This is a genomic window from Streptomyces sp. NPDC044106 (genome assembly GCF_056433985.1).
In genome coordinates, this window is record NZ_JBWKFZ010000026.1 from 61467 (window position 1) to 79086 (window position 17620).

Annotated in this window: 14 protein-coding genes and 1 pseudogene; 7 read left to right on the forward strand and 8 right to left on the reverse strand. The window is 71.2% G+C overall.

Annotation, left to right across the window (positions count from 1 at the left end; genetic code table 11):
• The first annotated feature begins 224 nt into the window (after window positions 1–224).
• On the forward strand, window positions 225–1136 hold the full coding sequence (locus AC07DI_RS34000; protein ID WP_478908466.1) for a winged helix-turn-helix domain-containing protein: 912 nt from the start codon (window positions 225–227) through the stop codon (window positions 1134–1136).
• 45 nt (window positions 1137–1181) lie between these two features.
• On the opposite strand, the gene AC07DI_RS34005 is transcribed toward AC07DI_RS34000, so the two are convergent.
• Window positions 1182–1370 carry a hypothetical protein gene (locus tag AC07DI_RS34005; protein ID WP_384261273.1) on the reverse strand — a complete coding sequence of 63 codons (189 nt, stop codon included), beginning with the start codon at window positions 1368–1370 and terminating at the stop codon, window positions 1182–1184.
• A gap of 125 nt (window positions 1371–1495) precedes the next feature.
• On the opposite strand from AC07DI_RS34005, the gene AC07DI_RS34010 reads away from it, so the two are divergent.
• From AC07DI_RS34010 to AC07DI_RS34025, 4 genes are all read left to right on the forward strand, one after another.
• Window positions 1496–2401 carry a winged helix-turn-helix domain-containing protein gene (locus AC07DI_RS34010; protein WP_478908516.1) on the forward strand — a complete coding sequence of 302 codons (906 nt, stop codon included), beginning with the start codon at window positions 1496–1498 and terminating at the stop codon, window positions 2399–2401.
• The gene (locus AC07DI_RS34015; protein WP_384261270.1) at window positions 2402–3175 is read left to right on the forward strand and encodes an HAD family hydrolase; all 774 of its coding nucleotides are present in this window, start codon (window positions 2402–2404) and stop codon (window positions 3173–3175) included. It begins immediately after the preceding gene.
• Between the two features lie 61 nt (window positions 3176–3236).
• Window positions 3237–5228 (forward strand): HAD-IA family hydrolase, encoded by a 1992-nt coding sequence (locus AC07DI_RS34020; protein WP_478908469.1) that lies wholly within the window; start codon window positions 3237–3239, stop codon window positions 5226–5228.
• A gap of 110 nt (window positions 5229–5338) precedes the next feature.
• On the forward strand, window positions 5339–6223 hold the full coding sequence (locus tag AC07DI_RS34025) for an ATP/GTP-binding protein (protein ID WP_384261265.1): 885 nt from the start codon (window positions 5339–5341) through the stop codon (window positions 6221–6223).
• Window positions 6224–6366: 143 nt separating this feature from the next.
• On the opposite strand, the gene AC07DI_RS34030 is transcribed toward AC07DI_RS34025, so the two are convergent.
• The gene (locus AC07DI_RS34030) at window positions 6367–7029 is read right to left on the reverse strand and encodes a TetR/AcrR family transcriptional regulator (RefSeq protein ID WP_478908471.1); all 663 of its coding nucleotides are present in this window, start codon (window positions 7027–7029) and stop codon (window positions 6367–6369) included.
• A 66-nt stretch (window positions 7030–7095) separates the two neighbouring features.
• On the opposite strand from AC07DI_RS34030, the gene AC07DI_RS34035 reads away from it, so the two are divergent.
• The gene (locus tag AC07DI_RS34035) at window positions 7096–9195 is read left to right on the forward strand and encodes a HelD family protein (protein ID WP_478908473.1); all 2100 of its coding nucleotides are present in this window, start codon (window positions 7096–7098) and stop codon (window positions 9193–9195) included.
• A gap of 39 nt (window positions 9196–9234) precedes the next feature.
• Here the strand turns inward: AC07DI_RS34035 and AC07DI_RS34040 are convergent, their stop codons facing one another.
• Window positions 9235–10710: a peptidoglycan D,D-transpeptidase FtsI family protein gene (locus tag AC07DI_RS34040; protein WP_478908475.1), complete on the reverse strand. Its 1476-nt coding sequence runs from the start codon at window positions 10708–10710 to the stop codon at window positions 9235–9237.
• Window positions 10711–10991: 281 nt separating this feature from the next.
• On the opposite strand from AC07DI_RS34040, the gene AC07DI_RS34045 reads away from it, so the two are divergent.
• A complete protein-coding gene (locus AC07DI_RS34045; protein ID WP_478908477.1) occupies window positions 10992–12209 on the forward strand; it encodes an alkene reductase in 1218 nt (405 codons plus the stop codon).
• A gap of 11 nt (window positions 12210–12220) precedes the next feature.
• Here AC07DI_RS34045 and AC07DI_RS34050 read toward each other — a convergent pair.
• The 5 genes and pseudogenes from AC07DI_RS34050 to AC07DI_RS34070 form a co-directional block, all read right to left on the reverse strand.
• Window positions 12221–12443, reverse strand: a pseudogene (locus tag AC07DI_RS34050) (NAD(P)-dependent oxidoreductase); the annotation flags it as partial.
• Between the two features lie 130 nt (window positions 12444–12573).
• Window positions 12574–13719 (reverse strand): MerR family transcriptional regulator, encoded by a 1146-nt coding sequence (locus tag AC07DI_RS34055; RefSeq protein ID WP_478908478.1) that lies wholly within the window; start codon window positions 13717–13719, stop codon window positions 12574–12576.
• Window positions 13720–13827: 108 nt separating this feature from the next.
• Window positions 13828–14322, reverse strand: a complete 495-nt coding sequence (locus AC07DI_RS34060; RefSeq protein WP_478908480.1) for a VOC family protein — start codon at window positions 14320–14322, stop codon at window positions 13828–13830.
• A gap of 10 nt (window positions 14323–14332) precedes the next feature.
• The gene (locus tag AC07DI_RS34065; RefSeq protein ID WP_478908518.1) at window positions 14333–14752 is read right to left on the reverse strand and encodes a helix-turn-helix transcriptional regulator; all 420 of its coding nucleotides are present in this window, start codon (window positions 14750–14752) and stop codon (window positions 14333–14335) included.
• A gap of 116 nt (window positions 14753–14868) precedes the next feature.
• Entirely contained in the window at window positions 14869–17349 is a 2481-nt protein-coding gene (locus tag AC07DI_RS34070; protein ID WP_478908482.1) for an ATP-binding cassette domain-containing protein, read from the reverse strand.
• Window positions 17350–17620: the final 271 nt, after the last annotated feature.

Consider the following 17620-nt stretch of genomic DNA (forward strand, 5'->3'; position numbering starts at 1 on the left):
TCCCTCCTTCGGGATCGGGGCGGCGGACCCCGTTCAGCTGATGACCAACTGGCTGCCACCGCATGCTGCTCCGTGGTGACGGCCGACGGCTGGTGGCCAACCCCGGGAGGGTCTGACCATGTCGCCGAAGTTGGCTACCAACTTCAACTGACTTATCTCCGCTGGGAGACGACTCATAACCACCTTTCCTGCAACTCCCCTAAGATGGCGCGAAGTTGTACTGTTTGGTTGTGAGTACCGAACACGCCGCCGTCAACGGGCGCAAGCAGACGCAGCGCTCCCACCGGGAGGTGGCCGACGCGCTGCGCGACCGGATCAGGTCCGGCTCGCTCCGGCCCGGGCAGCGCATGCCCACGCAGGCCGAGCTCGCCGACGAGTTCGCCGTGGAGCGTGGGACGGTGCGTGAGGCGCTGCGCATCCTGCAGCGTGAGCATCTGCTGTCCAATGTGTCCAAGGGCAGCCCCGCCACGGTCGCGGACGCCGCCGAGCGCGGTCCCTCCGGTCCGGGCGAGGTGCGCCCGCAGCCGACGATGGTCGGCCTCGCCCCGCGTATCGCAGCCGCCTTCGAGGCCCCGCACGTGGAGATAGACGCCCTGTGTCTGACGTCCATCTCCCTCACCATGGCCATCGGCGAACCACTGCGGCAGATCCACGCCGGGCGGCTGAAACCGGCCAAGGTCGACGTCCGGGTGCTGCTGCCGAGCCGCGACATCGACCTCGCCTTCCCCGCGCCGGTCGACAGCGGGGTGGCCGAGGGCGGCCAGGTGCACCGGCGCTGGCTGGACCAGCGCAACGCGCAGGGGCAGGTGCTGCGGCACAATCTGCTCGCGCTGCGCTCCTCGCACGGCATCGAAGTGTCCGTGCAGTTCCGCGCGCTGCCGTTCACGCCGCCGGTGAAGTTGTACCTGATCAACGGCATGGAGGCGCTCTTCGCCTACTACACGCTCATCAAGCGGGACGAGGAGATCGGCGAGGAGTCCCTGGAGATGTACGACGCGCAGGGCACGCAGTCGATGCTCTTCCCGTTCCACCAGGGGGACGGGCTGCGGGACACGACGTTCGTCGAGCAGTCCCACCTGTGGTTCAACGCGCTCTGGAACACGATCAGCCGGGACCTGGAGCTGGCGGCGGCCTGAGGCGACCGCCGCCGGCGGGTCCGGCCGGCTGCCGGTACGGTCCGGTCAGCCGGCCGGACCCGTCACCATCAGGGCGAGGACGACGGCGCCGATGGAGCTGCAGGTGGGGTTCTTCGCCTTCACTCCCACGGTCAGCAGGAGGAGGCCCACGATGCCCATCGGACCGTACTTCCACTGCACGAGCTGTTCGAGGGTGACGGCGACCACGGCTGCGAGGAGGGCTATGGCGGGCATGGTGGTTCCTCCTTCTGCCATCTTGAGTCAGTTGGCAACCAACTCTGTTGTGGTTGTCCCCGCTTGGTCGGAGTAGATAAACAACTTCTCTTCAACTGCCCGAAGATGGCGGTCAGTTGTATCGTCTGGTTGTGACCCAGGAGAACGTGGCAGTGAACGGCAGCAGGAAACTCTCACCCCAGGACATCGCCGACACCCTCCGCGACCGCATCCGGGCGGGCGAGCTCAGAGCGGGAGAGCGCCTGCCGACCCAGGCCGAGCTGGCCGAGGAGTTCGGCGTCGAGCGCGGAGCCGTACGGCAGGCGATGAAGAAGCTCCAGAGCGAAGGGCTCCTGTCCAACATCAGCAAGGGCAGCCCGCCCCGGGTCGCCGAGGCGGGGCCCGCCCCCGTGAGCAAGGTCCCCCAGCCCTCCATGGTCGCCCTGGCCCCCCGCCTCGCGGCGGCGTTCGCGGTGCCGCAGGTGCGGATCGACGTGGTCTCGTACACCGCGGAGACCCTGATGATCGCGCTCGGCGAGCCGGTGCGGCTGATCCACGAGGGGCGGATCCGGCCGGATTCGATCAAGGTACGCATCCTGCTGCCGAGCAGCGACATCCGCCTTGCGTTCCCGGTGCCGATGGAGGGCGGCGAGTCGGAGAGGGCCCGACTGCACGACCGGTGGCTCACCCAGCGCAACGCGCAGGGCCAGGTGCTGCGGCACAACCTGCGCGCCCTGCGCTCGTCGCACGGCATCGACGTCGACGTCACGTTCCGCGCGCTGCCGTTCACCACGCCGGTCAAGCTGTACCTCCTGAACGGGCGTGAGGCGCTGCTCGCGTACTACACGCTGACCGAGAACTCCGTGGAGGTGAGCGAGAACGGCAGCGACCCCGAGGTCATGGACATCTGGGACGCCGGGGGCATCAAGGCGCCGCTCTTCTCCTTCGGGAAGAGCGAGCCCACCGCGCGGGACTCCATGTTCGTCGACGAGTCGCAGAACTGGTTCGACGCCCTCTGGGAAACCATTACGTCTGACCTGACACTCTCTTAAATGACCCCTGACTCGACGCATTCCGACACCGCGAGTGCCAAGCAAGCGGCGAATCTGACCGATTACGTGCGCGAGACGATCGAAGGCGCACGATTCGCGCTGCTCGACTTCGACGGTCCCATCTGCCGTCTCTTCGCGGGACACTCGGCCGCGAAGATCGCGGACGAGCAGATCCGCTGGCTCGCGGACCAGGGCCTGCACGGTCTGCTCACCGACGGCGTACGGGAGGAGACGGACCCGTTCGCCGTGCTGCGCGCCGTCGCGGACCGCCACCCCCACAGCGACCTGGTCGCGGAGCTGGAGGAACGGCTCACGCGGCAGGAGCTCGCAGCGGTCCCGAGCGCGTGGCCCACCCCGTACGCCGACGCGGTCATCCGCACCTGGACGGCCGTCGGAGTACGGCTCGCCATCACCACCAACAACTCGGCCCGCACCGCCGCCCGCTACCTCACCACCCGCGGCCTGACGGCCTGCTTCGCCCCCCACATCTACGGCCGCACCCAGGCCCTCCACCTCCTGAAGCCGGACCCGCACTGTGTGACCAGGGCACTCAGCGCGATGGGCGCGGCCCCGTCCGACGCGGTCATGATCGGCGACACCCCCTCCGACTTCCACGCGGCGCGGGCGGCGAAGGTGGACTTCATCGGCTTCGCACGGAATGAACGCAAGGCGAGGCTGTTGCGGGAGGCGGGGGCGGCGGATGAGTTTCTGGTGCCGTCGTGGGAGCAGGTCCTACGGCTCCTGCGGGGCGACGTGACGCCCGCGAAAACGTAACTTCGTCCACTCCGTGGCATCCGCGCGGAGGAAGGTCGCTCATCGGATACCCTCTGCGCTCATGCCGTCACCTCCGCCTCGCAACCCCCACGAGGCGCCGAAGAGCGGTCGCCGCGAGACGTGGATCAGACACCTCGCCGACACGCACCGGAAGCACCCGGACCGCCAGGTCGTGGCCGGGCACCACAACATCAACTACGTCGTGCCGCTCGGCTGGTCCCTCGCCCTGCTGCTGCGCACGATGCCCTTCCGGGCCCGGGTGAAGTGCCGGATGCCGCGCGACGTGGTCGAGGTGGTGCCCCGCATCTGGCCGAGCGAGACCGAACTGCTCGCGGTGGTGAGCCGGCACCTCAAGGAGGTCCCGCGCTGCTTCCGGGACTTCGGTGACTGGTCGCTGCACTCCTACCGGGCCGGCCAGGCGCTCTCCGAGGTCAAGCCCCACGGGCCCGTCGGCGAGCCGATGATGCGCTCGTTCGCGGAGTTCTTCGCCAGGGCCGCGGGCGTACCGGAAGCGGAGCTGCCGCCCAGGCCCGCCGGCTGGCCGGAGTCCGGGCGGAGCCAGGAATTCCTGCACTGGCTGATCGACTACACCGAGGACCGCGTACACGGCCCCAACCGCTGGCGGTTCGACGATCTCTTCGCGGCCGTGGGGATCCGCCCCGACGCCATAAGCTCCTTCCGGGACGCCCCCGACCGACCGCCCCTGACACCGCGGCCCTTCTGCCTCCTCCACACCGACGTGCACCGCGCCAACGTGATCGTCGGCCGCAGGAAGCTGGCCGTGATCGACTGGGAGTCGGCCATGTACGGCGACCCCCTGCACGACCTCGCCACCCATGTCGTACGCATGGATTACGAGAAGGAGGAGCAGGTCCGGATGGAGCGGCTGTGGGCCGAGGCGATGCGGCGCACGGGCCACGCCGACATGACGGCGGGGATGGCCGCCGACCTGCGCGTCTACCTGGACTTCGAGTACGCCCAGTCCGTCTTCCCCGACATCATGCGCGCGGCGCTCGGCCTGACGGAACTGCCGGGTGAGCCGGACGCCGCCGACTACGCGGGCGCTGCCGTGCGGGTCTGCCGGGCCTTGCGACGCGCGGCCGAACCCTTGAGGCTGGCCGAGGTACCGGACGAGGGCCGGGCCGAACGCGCCCTGCGGGACTGGTATCGCGGGCCGTTCGGCCGGGCGCAGGAGGAGGGGGTGGGGGACGGGACGACCGCCCGAACCGGAGGCGGTGGCGGGATCGCGGCCAGTACCGGCGCGGGGATGGGAGTCGTCGCCGGCGAGCTGCGCGCGGCGTTGGATGCGCTGCCGGCGGCACCGGCCGAGATCTGCTTCCTCTTCGACTTCGACGGCCCCGTCTGCCGGCTTTTCCCGAACGGCTCGTCCAAGAAGGTCGCCGACGCCCTCAGGGAGCACCTGCGACGCCGCGGTGTCGACGGTGACGTCCTCACGCCGGAAGAGCAGCGGTCCATCGACCCTCATGATGTGCTGCGCGCCATGGACCGCGCGTTCCCGGGCAGTGAGCTGATCGCCGAGATCGAGGAGCTGCTGACCGCGGGCGAGGTGACGGCGACGCACACGGCCCCGGCCACCCCGGGCGCCCACGAGCTCATCCGTGGCCTGCGGGCGCGGGGCGCACGGCTGGCCGTCGTCACCAACAACTCGCCGCGCGCCGTCGCTGCCTACCTCCACCGCCACCGCCTGACCGACGCCTTCGGCCCGCACATCTACGGCCGTACGGACCGTCCGAGTCTGCTCAAGCCGCACCCCGACAGCCTGGAACGGGCCCTGCGCGCCCTGGGTGCCGAACCCGCCGACGCGCTCATGATCGGCGACACGGCGACCGACCTGGCGGCAGCGCGCGACGCGAAGGTCCTCTTCGTCGGCTACGCCCCCGACGCGGCGGCGGCAGGGCCGCTGCGTGAGGCGGGCGCCGAGCTGATCATCCCGACCCTGCGCCCGCTCCTCGACCTCCTCGACCTCCTCGACCGCCACGAACTCCGCGACCCTTGCGAACTCCGTGAGCCCCCGGGGCGCCCTCCTTCCTGAGCCGTCGGGCCGCTCGGCCTGTCCGGGCTCTTCCTGCCGGTCGGCGTGCGGGGGACCATGTCCTTCCTGTCGACGCATCCGCTCAACAGGGCGGGAACCAGGGGGCTTTGGTGACGCGGAGGAACGGTCGTACGGCACGGCAGCGGGCCGCGGAGCGCTGGGCGGACGCGGAGAGCGCTGTGACCAAGGCGCTGCTGCTCGGCGTGTTCGGGCTGGGCCTTGTCGCGCAGTTCGTGCGGCCGGTCGGTGACGCCCTGGAGGGCAAGACCTATCTGGGCGGCGCCATCCTCAGCCTCGTCGGTTTCGTGCTCTACACCGAGGTGCGGAGGCTGAACGACGCCCTGCGGCCCGAGGTCAAGGCCGAGGTGCAGACCGCCGAGCTGGGGCAGTACTTCGACCGGGCGCTGGAGGCGAAGAAGAGCAGGACCATACGCATCGACGCCATCGGCTTCACCGGCGAGACCGTGCTGTATCCGATCAGCCGCAGCCTGGAGGCCCTCGACGACGGCGCCAGGCGCCAGGTGACCCTGCGCATCCTCGTACCGGACTTCACCGCGCCGATGGCGATACCCGGCATGCTGGACGATCGCGGCCGGGCCGTCGACGACCCGGACTTCCGTGCGGATCTGCTGCGCAAGGTGCAGGACTACGGGTACGACATGAGGGCCCTCACCCGGCGGCTGCGGCAAGGCGAACGGGCCGAGCTCGACGCGCGGTTCCGGGTGCTGCGCATCACGCCGCTGCTGAAGTTCTGCCTGATCAACGGCGAGGAGCTGTTCGACGGGATCTACGACAAGGTGGAGCAGCGTCCGGCCAGGACGCCGCCGGAGCGGCAGGTGCTCGACCTCATGGGATACCACGCGGTCCTTACCCGCTGGCGTGCCGAATCGGGCGCCGCGGCCGGTGCCAAGGTCGCCCAGCGCCAGGACCTCTTCGACACGCTGTGGCGTGTGGCGTCACCGCTCGACGGCGAGCCCTCAGGAGGCGCCGACTAGCCCGCACGCCTCCCGGGCGGCACCCCGAAACAGCGCCCCCGAGAGCGCCACCGACACCCCATGGAGCGCTGCCCACCGGCTGGTTCAGGACGCAGGGCCAGGGCGGTGTGGGCGTCGCGCGCGTGGTGCGGCGTGCGCGGCTCTCACGCGTAGCGCCGCAACCCCCTGCTCAGCTGGGCGAATGCCGCGTCCGCGGCCGTGATCGCCTCCGGGGTGACTTCCTCCGCGCGCTCGCCCGCCGCGATGCGGCGCCAGTTCTCCTCGGCGAGGATGCGCTGGACGGCCACGATCTGGCCGGCCGCCAGGCGGGCTTCGAGGGGGGTGCCGCCGTGTGCCGAGGTCAGGGCGGCGGCCAGGGCCTGTTCGGAGCGGTCCTGGTAGCCGTACAGGCGGGCGACCAGTGACGGGGTGCCGTAGAGGAGGCGGTGGAAGGCGAGGACGGCGGGGGCGTCGCAGAGGCCCGTCACGGGGTCCTGGCGCGCCAGTCCGTCGAGGAAGTGGCGGTGCAGGGCGTCGAGCGCGGCGGCGCCGGGCGGGCGCGCGGCGACCACCCGGGCCGCCTCGTCCTCGTGGTCGGCGAAACGGTGGAGGACCAGGTCCTCCTTCGACGCGAAGTAGCGGAACAGGGTCGGCTTGGAGACCTCCGCCGCCTCCGCCACCTCCGCGACGGAGACCTTCTCGAAGCCCCTCTCCAGGAAGAGGGCGATCGCGGTCTCGGAGATCTCCTCGTATCTGCGCTGCTTCTTGCGGGCGCGCAGGCCCCCGGCTTCCGGCTGCGGGCGGCTGCTCGTGCTGGCGCTGCTCATGAGGGCAGTGTAGCGGACGAGCGATACTCGGTTATAAATTTGACTCGGTTACATTATTCTGGCCGCATGACGACGACCTCCGATGCCCTCGCCCAGGAACGCAGCTACCACGACGCCTGCCGCGCCGCCCTCGCCGCCATGGTCGAAGGAGCCGAGGATCTGGTTGTCGGAGGAGCGGACGTGTCCGCGTCGGGAGCCGACGCCGAAGTCCTCGGCTACCAGTTCCGCAGCCACGCCAAAGCCATGCGCGAACTCCCCGCCGCACCCCTCTTCTTCGGCCGCCTCGACTTCGCCGACGACGGCACCGAGGGCGACCGGGCCGGTGATCACCGCGGGCAGCGCTACCACATCGGACGCCTGCGCATCACCGAGCACCCCTCGGCCCCGCCCCTCGTCGTCGACTGGCGCGCCCCCGTCTCCCGCGCCTTCTACCAGGCAGGACCGCGCGACCCGCAGGGCGTCGCCGTCCGCCGCAGGTTCGGCTGGGCGCCCGGCAGCAAGGGCGACTCCACCGACCTCACCGGCATGGAGGACGAACCCCTGGGCGTACAGGACCTACGGGCGGAGGGGCAGGGCGCGCCGGACGGCCAAGGCGCACCGGCCGCACCCGTGAGCCGGATCCTCGCCGGCGAGATCGAGCGCCCCCGCGTCGGCCCGATGCGCGACATCGCCGCCACCATCCAGCCCGAGCAGGACGACCTCGTACGCGCCGACCTCACCGCCTCCGTCTGTGTGCAGGGCGCCCCCGGCACCGGCAAGACCGCCGTCGGCCTGCACCGCGCCGCGTACCTCCTCTACACGCACCCCCAGCGGATGCGGCGCTCCGGCCTCCTCATCCTCGGGCCCAACCGCGTCTTCCTGCGCTACATCGCCGAGGTGCTGCCCTCCCTCGGCGAGACCGGGGTGCGGCAGTCCACCGTCCAGGACGAGATCGCGCGGCATGCCGTGCGCGCCGTCGACGACGAGGCCGCCGCCGTCGTCAAGCACGACGTCCGGATGGCGGCGGTGCTGCGCCGTGCGCTGTACGCGCGGATCGCGCCGCCCGCCGACGCCCTCGCGGTGCCGGACGGTTCGTACCGCTGGCGGGTCCCGATCGGGGAACTGGAGCGGATCGTCGAGGACGTGCGGGGCGAGGAGCCGCCGTACGCCGTCGGGCGCGAGCGGGTGCGCAGCCGGGCCGTCCGGGCGGTCCAGGAACGGGCCGAGCGCAGGGCCGGGCCGCAGAACAACACCTGGCTGCAGAAGATCGCGCGGTCCCGGCCCGTCGGCGCCTTCACCGACGCCACCTGGCCCAGGGTCAGGTCCGACGAGGTGCTCGCCGCCCTCCTCGCCGACGCGGACGCGCTCGCCGCCGCTGCCGACGGTGTCCTCGACGGCGCCGAGCAGCGGGCCATCCTGTGGGCCAGGCCGCCCCGCTCCTACAAGTCCGCGAAGTGGAGCGCCGCCGATCTCGTCCTGCTCGACGAGGTGGAGGGGCTTCTGGAGCGTCCCGCCGGGTACGGCCACATCGTCGTCGACGAGGCGCAGGACCTCTCGCCCATGGAGTGCAGGGCCATCGCCCGCCGCGCCGATTTCGGCTCCCTGACCGTCCTGGGCGACCTCGCGCAGGCCACCACCCCGTGGGCGGCCCGCAGTTGGCCGGAGCTTCTGGTCCACCTGGGCAAGCCGGACGTCCTGATGGCCCCGCTGACCACCGGTTTCCGGGTGCCGCGGGCCGTCGTCGGGCTGGCCAACCGGCTGCTCGGGCGGCTCGACGTGGACGTACCGCCCGCGCGGTCGCTGCGCGCCGACGGGGAGTTGCGGATGCGGAGGGTCGCGGAGGCGGGTGACATGGGCGCTGCCGTCGTCGGCGCGGTACGGGACGGGCTCGGGCGGGAGGGCTCCATCGGTGTCATCGCGGCCGACCGCGACGTCGAGCGGCTGCACGCCGCCCTGGCGGCCGCCGGCATCGAGGCCGCGGGCCCCGAACGGCTGGGCGCCCGGGTGACCCTGCTGCCCGCCTCGGTCGCCAAGGGACTGGAGTACGACCATGTCGTCGCCGTCGAGCCGGCGGCCGTCGCGGAGGCGGAGCGGCGCGGGCTGCACCGCCTGTACGTCGTCCTGACGCGCGCGGTCACCCGCCTCGACGTACTGCACAGCAGGCCGCTGCCGTGGGAGGACGCGTAACCCTCACGGCCCTCACGGCCCTCGCAGTGCTTACGGCCCTCACCGCTCCAGGACCGCCTCCATGACCGCCTTCGCGATCGGCGCCCCCAGCTTGCCGCCCGCGATCTCCGAGCGCGCGATGTTCATGTTGGAGGGGTCGACGAAGACGGCCACCGCGACCGGCGACTCGCCCTTGTCGTTCTTGGCGTAGGAGACGAACCAGGCGTACGGACGCTCGTCGTTGACGTTCGCGCCGTGCTGGGCCGTGCCGGTCTTGCCGCCGACCGTGACGCCGTCGATCCTCGCCTTGTTCGCCGTGCCGTTCTCGACGGTGTTCTCCATCATCTCCTGCACCGTCTTCGCGGTCTTCTCGGAGACGGCCCGGTCGAGCTCGTGCGGCCCGCCCTTCTCGATCGTCGAGAGGTCGGGGCCGCGCAACTCCTCGACCAGGTACGGCTTCATGACCCGGCCGTCGTTGGCGAGGCCCGCGGTGACCATCGCCATCTGCAACGGGGTGCTGGTCAGGCTGCCCTGGCCCATGCCGGTCAGCGCGGTCTGCGGCTTGTCGAGCTTCTCCGGATAGGTGCTGGCGACCGCGCGTACGGGAACGAACTGCTCGTCGTTGAAGCCGAACTTCTCCGCCGTCTCCCGCATCCTGTCCTTTCCGACCTTGAGCGCGATGTCGAGGAAGACGTTGTTGCAGGACCACTGCATGCCGGTCTTCATCGACACCTTGTCGCAGTTCGCCGCGGGCACGTCGTTGCCGATGCGGGTGGAGCTGAGGGGGAGTTTGTACGGGGTCTCGGCGCCGGTCGGCTTGTTGATGTCCGTCACGACGCCGTGCTCCAGGGCGGCGGCAGCGGTGACGATCTTGAACGTGGAGCCCGGCGGGTAGATCTCGCGCAGCGCGCGGTTGCTGAGCGGCTTGTCCTTGCGCTTGGCGAGCCGCTCGAAGATCCGCCCCTCCTCCTGCGAGATGCCCGCGAACGTCGAGGGGTCGTACGAGGGGGTGCTGGCCAGCGCGAGCACCTTGCCCGAGCGGGGGTCGAGGGCCACCACGGCGCCCTTGGCATCGAGGTCGACCAGGCCCTGGTAGGCGGCCTTCTGCGCCTTGGGGTCGATGGTCGTGACGACGTCGCCGCCCTGCTGCTTCTTGCCGGTCAGCATGTCCAGGGTGCGCTTGATGAAGAGCCGGTCGTCGTTGCCGCTGAGCACGCCGTTGTGGACGCCCTCCAGGAAGGTCGCGCCCTGGGCCTGCGAGAAGTAGCCCGTCACCGGCGCGTACATCGGGCCCTCCTTGAAGGTCCGCTTGAACTGGAAGTCGGAGTCCGGGGTCTCCTTCGAGCCGGTGATGGACTTGCCGCCGACGATGATGTCGCCGCGGGGGTGGGAGAAGGCCTCGATCTGCACGCGGCGGTTGTGCTTGTCGTTCGCCAGCTCGTCGTTCTCCGCGAACTGCACCCAGGTCGCCCGCAGGAGGAGGGCGAGCGTGAGGATCCCGCAGAAGACGGCTATGTGCCGCAGCGGACGGTTCATGGAGGCCCCCCGGTGCCGACGGACGGACGAACGAACGTTCCTCTTCCATCCTGACCGCTCGTGCGCCCGGCCGGGGCGGAATGCCGGGGGTCGGTGTCTACGGGTGGACCGGTGTGGCAGGAGAGGTACGGCCGGGACGTACCGTCAGCGGACCATCAGCACTCCCGAAGCGCCCCGGCGCACAGTCGTCCCTGTCAGCAACGCCACGGCAGCGCACGGCAAAGCCACCGCGCAACTACCACGCAGCCGCGGACACGAGCCGAACCGCCAGGGAGCAGACCATGACCGCCACCGCTACCGCCACGATCACGACCGCCGCCGCTACCGCCACGATCACGACCGCCGCTGCCGCCGATGCCGCCGTGACCCTCGGCACCCCCGGAGCGCCCGGTGCCCCCGAAACCCCCTCCCCCCTCCTGAGCCCCGCCCGCCTCGGCCCCCTCACCCTCCCCAACCGCCTCGTCATGGCGCCCATGACGCGGAACCGCGCCTCCGCCGACGGCGTCCCGCAGCCGGTCATGGCCACGTACTACGCCCAGCGCGCCACCGCAGGACTGATCGTCGCCGAGGCGGCCACGCCCAACGCCGTCGGGCAGACCTACGCCAACATCACCGCCATCCACAACGACGCCCACGTGGCGGGCTGGCGGCGGGTGACCGACGCGGTGCGTGACGCGGGCGGCCGGATGTTCCTGCAGTTGCAGCACGGCGGCCGGATCGGGCACCCGGACAACAGCGGTCTGACGCCGGTCGCGCCCTCCCCCGTACCGCTCCCGGACACCATCCACACGCCAAGCGGCCACCAACCGGCGGTCACACCCCGGGAGATGACCGTCGAGGACATCGACGCCACGGTCGCCGACTTCGCGGCCGCCGCCCGCCGCGCCATCGACGCGGGGTTCGCGGGCGTCGAGGTGCACGCGGCCAACGGCTACCTGCTCCAGCAGTTCCTGGCTCGCAACACCAACCGCCGCACCGACGCCTACGGCGGCCCGGTCGCGCACCGCATCCGCTTCGTGGTCGAGGTGGTCCGCGCCGTCGCCGACGCGATCGGCGCCGAGCGGGTCGGCGTGCGCATCGCACCCGGCATCACCGTCAACGGCATCGAGGAGGGCGACACCGACGCCATCTACCCGGCGCTGACCGACGCGCTCAAGGGCGTCGGAGACCTCGCCTACCTCCACGTCGTCTTCGCCGACCCCGACAATGCCCTCTTCCGGCGGATCCGCCGCGACTGGCCCGGCACGCTGATCGCCAACCCGGTCCTGGGCTGGGGCCGCCCGCTCCCCGCCGACGGCGGCAGGCACGCCGGTGAGCGGCTGCTCGCCGCCGGGGCCGACCTGGTCTCCCTGGGCCGCGCGTTCCTGGCCAACCCGGACCTGGTCGAGCGGATGCGCGTCGGGGCACCGCTCAACCCCCTTCAGGACAAGGGCCTGATGTACGTCGGAGGGGCGGCCGGCTACACCGACTACCCGACCCTCCGTGACGCGCGGGGATGAGGAAGGGGGCGATCGGGGACGAGCGGGGGTGTCGGCTCTGAGGTTCACGACGGTCCTGCCCTTGAGGGCCCGGGTGACGGCCGGATCGCGCAGGATCGCGTCGTAGTTGACGACGCAGACCACGGTCAACGGGCTCGCGCCGACCGCCTCCTCCGCCGTGGCGGCGCTCACCGCACCCTGCCGGACCGGCTCGTCCTCCCTCCCCGGCGTCCGGTTCCACACGGTGGTCCGCACTCCGGCGGCGGCTCTGTACGGGCGGGCCGCCGTCTTCGCCGGGGCCGCCGCTGCCCCATCAGCCTCGCGGCTGGGCCGCGGGCCGCCAAGTACCCACTTGAAAGTGGCTGTCCCCGGGCCCGCCCCCGGCTCAGGCCTGCTGCTCCAGTACGTCGGCGACGACGCAACTGATGTTGTCGGGACCGCCCATGCCGTTGGCCAGCGCGACGAGTTCGCGTACGGCCGTCTCGGGGTCGTCGACCGTGTCGAGCACGCGCCGCACGTCCTCGGGCGGGACGACCGTGGACAGGCCGTCGGAGCAGAGGAGGTAGCGGTCCCCGGGGCGGACGTCGTGCAGGCGTACGTCGGGGGTGGCGTCGCCGCCCTGCGTGAAGGCCCGCAGCAGCATCGACCGCTGGGGGTGGAAGAACGCCTCCTCCGGCGTGATGCGGCCCTCGTCGAGCATGGACTGCACCAGCGTGTGGTCGTGCGTGATCGGGAAGAACTCCCCGTCGCGCAGGAGGCAGGCGCGGGAATCGCCGATGTGTACGAGGGCGAGCTGCGAGCCGGTCCAGAGCATCGCGGTGAGCGTGGTGCCGGTCTCGTCGGACGGGGCGGACGGGGCGGACGGGGCAGACGCGTCCGAGGTGTCCAGTGCGGGCACGGTCGTCGTCGCGCCGCGCACGGCTCGCCCGACCTCCGCGACCGCTTCTTCGAGGACGTTGAGGAGACTGCCCGCAGGAAGCCCCTCGGTCGCGGCCCTGGTCTCGACGCGCTTGAGCGTGTCGACGGCCGCGGCGCTCGCGGGAGCGCCCGCACGGCCGAAGCCGTCGGCGACGGCGAGCAGCCCGGCACCGGCGTACGCGGTGTCCTGATTGCTCTCACGGACGAGTCCGGCGTCGGACAGCGCGGCGTACCGGATGGTCAGGGGCATGGTGTTCGAAGACAAGGCGGGGTCCTTCCACGACAGGTGGTCGATGAGGAAGGTGGCCAGGTCCCGCCGGGCGGCGGTGTCGGCCTCGACCTGCGCCCAGTAGGCCCGCACCTCCTGGGCCGCCGCGCCCGTATCCGCGTCGTCCAGCGCGCAGACCTGCCGGATGCGGGCGAGCGGCATGCCGAGACGGCGGAGCCAGGCGACGAGCCGGGCCCGGTCGAGCTGGTCCGGGGCGTACAGGCGGTAGCCGGTCACCGGGTCGACGCGGGCCGGGGGCAGCAGACCGAGTTCGTCGTAGAGGCGCAGTGCCTTCGGCGACAGCCGGGACGCCTTCGCGAACGCCCCGATGGTCAGCATCCCCATGACCCGTCCCTCCCTCATACCGGGCGCGTCGCCCGGCACCACCGATGCTGCGGCTTCCCCCAAGGTGAAGGTCAACAGCCGCTTCACCAGCCCGCTTGCTGCTTCTCGCTACTCTCCGCGCGGCTGGACGAAGCGCAGCATGTTCCCCGCCGGGTCACGGAACGCGCAGTCTCGCACGCCGTACGGCTGGTCCACCGGCTCCTGCAGCACCTCACCGCCCGCGGCGCGGATCCGCTCGAACGTGGCGTCGCAGTCACCGGTCCGGAAGTTGACGCCGCGGAGCATGCCCTTGGCCATCAATTCGGCCGCCGCCTGCCGGTCGGCGGCCGGGGCGTTCGGGTCCGCGAGCGGCGGTTCGAGGACGATCTCCACGCCGGTCTTGGCGGGCAGCCCGACGGTCACCCAGCGCATGCCCTCGAAACCCACGTCGTTGCGCACCTCGAAGCCGAGTACGTCCCGGTAGAAGGCGAGGGCCTTGTCGTGGTCGTCGACGGCGATGAAGCACTGCGCGATCTCGATGTCGGTGCCGGTGCCGGTGCCCGTGCCCGTGCTGGTGCTGGTGCTGGTGCTGGTGCTGGTGTCTGTGCCTGTGTTCATGTCCATGCACACCACGCTAGGCACCCGGGTCGGTCTTCGCTTCTCCGTTCCTGACCGGTCGAGTGCGGAGCTTGGCGACGCAGGCGGGGACGGCGGCCCCGTCGGTGTGGTCGCGGGCCCGGTAGGCGCTCGGGCTCTCGCCGACGAGCTCGGTGAAGCGGGAGCTGAACGAGCCCAGCGACGTACATCCCACCTCGAAGCAGACCTCGGTGACGCTGAGGTCGCCGCGGCGCAGCAGCGCCTTCGCGCGCTCGATCCTGCGGGTCATGAGGTAGCTGTACGGGGTCTCGCCGTAGGCGGCGCGGAAACTGCGCGAGAAGTGGCCCGCGGACATGAGGGCGCCCCGGGCCAGCGCGGGGACGTCGAGTGGCTCCGCGTAGTCGCGGTCCATCCGGTCGCGCGCCTGGCGCAGCCGGACGAGGTCGGGGAGAGACACACGGGGCACGTGTGACACGTTACAGAGGGCGCGGCGGAACGTCCTGGCGGCGACCGGGGGGCCGGGGGGAGGGTCCGGGGGGACCGACCGGCACGACGGCCCCCCGGACGACCGCATCAAGCCCCGACGTACTCCGCGAGATGCTCCCCCGTCAGCGTGGAGCGCGCCGCGACGAGCTCGGCCGGTGTGCCCTCGAAGACGATCTTCCCGCCGTCGTGCCCCGCGCCGGGCCCGAGGTCGATGATCCAGTCGGCGTGCGCCATGACCGCCTGGTGGTGCTCGACGACGATGACCGACTTGCCGGAGTCGACGAGCCGGTCGAGGAGGCCGAGCAGTTGCTCGACGTCGGCGAGGTGGAGGCCGGTGGTCGGCTCGTCGAGGACGTACACGCCGCCCTTGTCCGCCATGTGGGTCGCCAGCTTCAACCGCTGCCGCTCGCCGCCGGAGAGCGTGGTGAGCGGCTGGCCGAGGCTGAGGTAGCCGAGCCCGACGTCCGAGAGGCGCCGTAGGATCCGGTGGGCCGCCGGGGTCTGCGCCTCGCCCGCGCCGAAGAACTCCTCGGCCTCGTCCACCGGCATCGCGAGGACCTCGCTGATGTCGCGGCCACCGAGGCGGTACTCCAGGACCGACGCCTGGTACCGCCTGCCCTCGCACTCCTCGCACGGGGTGGCCACGCCGGCCATCACCGCCAGGTCGGTGTAGATGACGCCGGCGCCGTTGCAGGTCGGGCAGGCGCCCTCGGAGTTGGCGCTGAACAGGGCCGGTTTCACCCCGTTGGCCTTCGCGAACGCCTTGCGGATCGGGTCGAGCAGGCCGGTGTACGTCGCCGGGTTGCTGCGCCGGGAGCCGCGGATCGGCGTCTGGTCGACGCTCACCACGTCCGCGTCCACGGGCATCGACTTGTGCACGAGCGAGCTCTTGCCGGAACCGGCGACGCCGGTGACGACGGTGAGCACCCCGAGCGGGATGTCGACGTCGACGCCGCGCAGGTTGTGCGCGCTCGCACCGCGGATCTCCAGCGCCCCGGTGGGCTCGCGCACCGTGTCCTTCAGCGCGGCACGGTCGTCGAAGTGGCGTCCCGTGACGGTGCCGGAGGCGCGCAGGCCGTCGACGGTCCCTTCGAAGCAGACCGTGCCGCCCGCCGTACCGGCGCCGGGGCCGAGGTCGACGACATGGTCGGCGATCACGATGGTCTCCGGCTTGTGCTCCACGACGAGCACGGTGTTGCCCTTGTCGCGCAGCCGCAGGAGCAGGCCGTTCATCCGCTGGATGTCGTGGGGGTGCAGGCCGACGGTGGGCTCGTCGAAGACGTACGTGACGTCGGTGAGGGAGGAGCCGAGGTGGCGGATCATCTTGACGCGCTGGGCCTCGCCGCCCGACAGCGTGCCGGCGGGCCGGTCGAGCGCGAGGTAGCCGAGGCCGATCTCCACGAACGAGTCGAGGGTCTGCCGCACCGCGGTGAGCAGGGGCGCGACCTTCTCGTACGCGTCGTACGCGTCGTACGCGTCGTCGGGCGAGCCTGGCTGCCCCGACGTGCCCGACGTGCCCGACGTGCCCGACGAGGCGTCGCTCAGCCCTCGGACCCACTCGGCGAGGTCCCTGATCTCCATCGCGCAGAGGTCCGCGATGCTCTTGCCCTTGATCTTCGATGAGCGGGCCCCCTCACTGAGCCGGGTGCCGTCGCACTCGGGGCAGGTGGTGAAGGTGACGGCCCGCTCCACGAAGGCCCGGATGTGCGGTTGCAGCGACTCCTTGTCCTTGGCGAGGAACGACTTCTGGATCTTGGGGATGAGCCCTTCGTAGGTGAGGTTCACGCCGTTGACCTTCACCTTGACCGGCTCGCCGTAGAGGAAGGCCTGCAGTTCCTTCTTGGTGTACGCGCGGATCGGCTTGTCCGGGTCGACGAAGCCCGACTGGGCGTACACCTGCACGGTCCACTGGCTGTCCGACTTCCAGCCCGGAATGGTGAACGCGCCCTCGGAGAGCGACTTGGAGTCGTCGTAGAGCTGGCTCAGGTCGATGTCGGAGACCGTGCCGCGGCCCTCGCAGCGCGTGCACATGCCGCCGGTGCGGTGGAAGGTCGCCTTCTGCGCCTTGGTCTTGGCGCCGCGTTCGACGGTGATCGCGCCGCTGGCCCGTACGGAGGCGGTGTTGAAGGAGTACGCGCTGGGCGGGCCGATGTGCGGCTCGCCGAGCCGGCTGAAGAGGATGCGGAGCATCGCGTTGGCGTCGGTGGCGGTGCCGACCGTGGAGCGCGGGTCGCCGCCCATCCGCTGCTGTCCGACGGTGATCGCGGTGGTCAGCCCGTCGAGGACGTCGACCTCGGGCCGTGCCTGCGTCGGCATGAAGCCCTGCACGAACGCGCTGTACGTCTCGTTGATCAGCCGCTGCGACTCCGCCGCGATCGTGTCGAACACCAGCGAGCTCTTGCCGGACCCCGAGACGCCGGTGAACACCGTCAAACGGCGTTTCGGGATCTCGATGCTGACGTCCTTGAGGTTGTTCTCGCGGGCGCCGTGCACACGGATCAGGTCGTGCAGGTCGGCGGCGTGTGCGGAAGCGTCCCACGCGGGGGTCTTTCCGGCTGCCTTGCTCATCGTGATCTCCGTGTCTCCGTAGCTCGGGCCTCGGACGGCTGTGCGTCACGCTAGCGGCGGCGGGGAGCGGGCGCTTCTCGATTCCTGATCGTGCGCCGTGCGCCGTGCTCAGTGCCCCGTGCTCCGTGCTCCGGGCCGGGGGAGCGGCATAGGAATCCCCTATACCGCGTACTGCTATTTGGTCTTTGCCTCCCGCTGTTTTCCGTACGTACGGTAATGGCATCTGGTTAGGGCGAATTGCCCGCACAGTGATGCGACGTAGAGGATGGAT

Coding starts and splice junctions, on each gene's coding strand:
- AC07DI_RS34005 (WP_384261273.1), bottom strand. CDS start 1,370: ATGCCCGCCATAGCCCTCCTCGCAGCCGTGGTCGCCGTCACCCTCGAA.
- AC07DI_RS34015 (WP_384261270.1), top strand. CDS start 2,402: ATGACCCCTGACTCGACGCATTCCGACACCGCGAGTGCCAAGCAAGCG.
- AC07DI_RS34020 (WP_478908469.1), top strand. CDS start 3,237: ATGCCGTCACCTCCGCCTCGCAACCCCCACGAGGCGCCGAAGAGCGGT.
- AC07DI_RS34030 (WP_478908471.1), bottom strand. CDS start 7,029: ATGAGCAGCGCCAGCACGAGCAGCCGCCCGCAGCCGGAAGCCGGGGGC.
- AC07DI_RS34035 (WP_478908473.1), top strand. CDS start 7,096: ATGACGACGACCTCCGATGCCCTCGCCCAGGAACGCAGCTACCACGAC.
- AC07DI_RS34040 (WP_478908475.1), bottom strand. CDS start 10,710: ATGAACCGTCCGCTGCGGCACATAGCCGTCTTCTGCGGGATCCTCACG.
- AC07DI_RS34045 (WP_478908477.1), top strand. CDS start 10,992: ATGACCGCCACCGCTACCGCCACGATCACGACCGCCGCCGCTACCGCC.
- AC07DI_RS34055 (WP_478908478.1), bottom strand. CDS start 13,719: ATGGGGATGCTGACCATCGGGGCGTTCGCGAAGGCGTCCCGGCTGTCG.
- AC07DI_RS34060 (WP_478908480.1), bottom strand. CDS start 14,322: ATGGACATGAACACAGGCACAGACACCAGCACCAGCACCAGCACCAGC.
- AC07DI_RS34070 (WP_478908482.1), bottom strand. CDS start 17,349: ATGAGCAAGGCAGCCGGAAAGACCCCCGCGTGGGACGCTTCCGCACAC.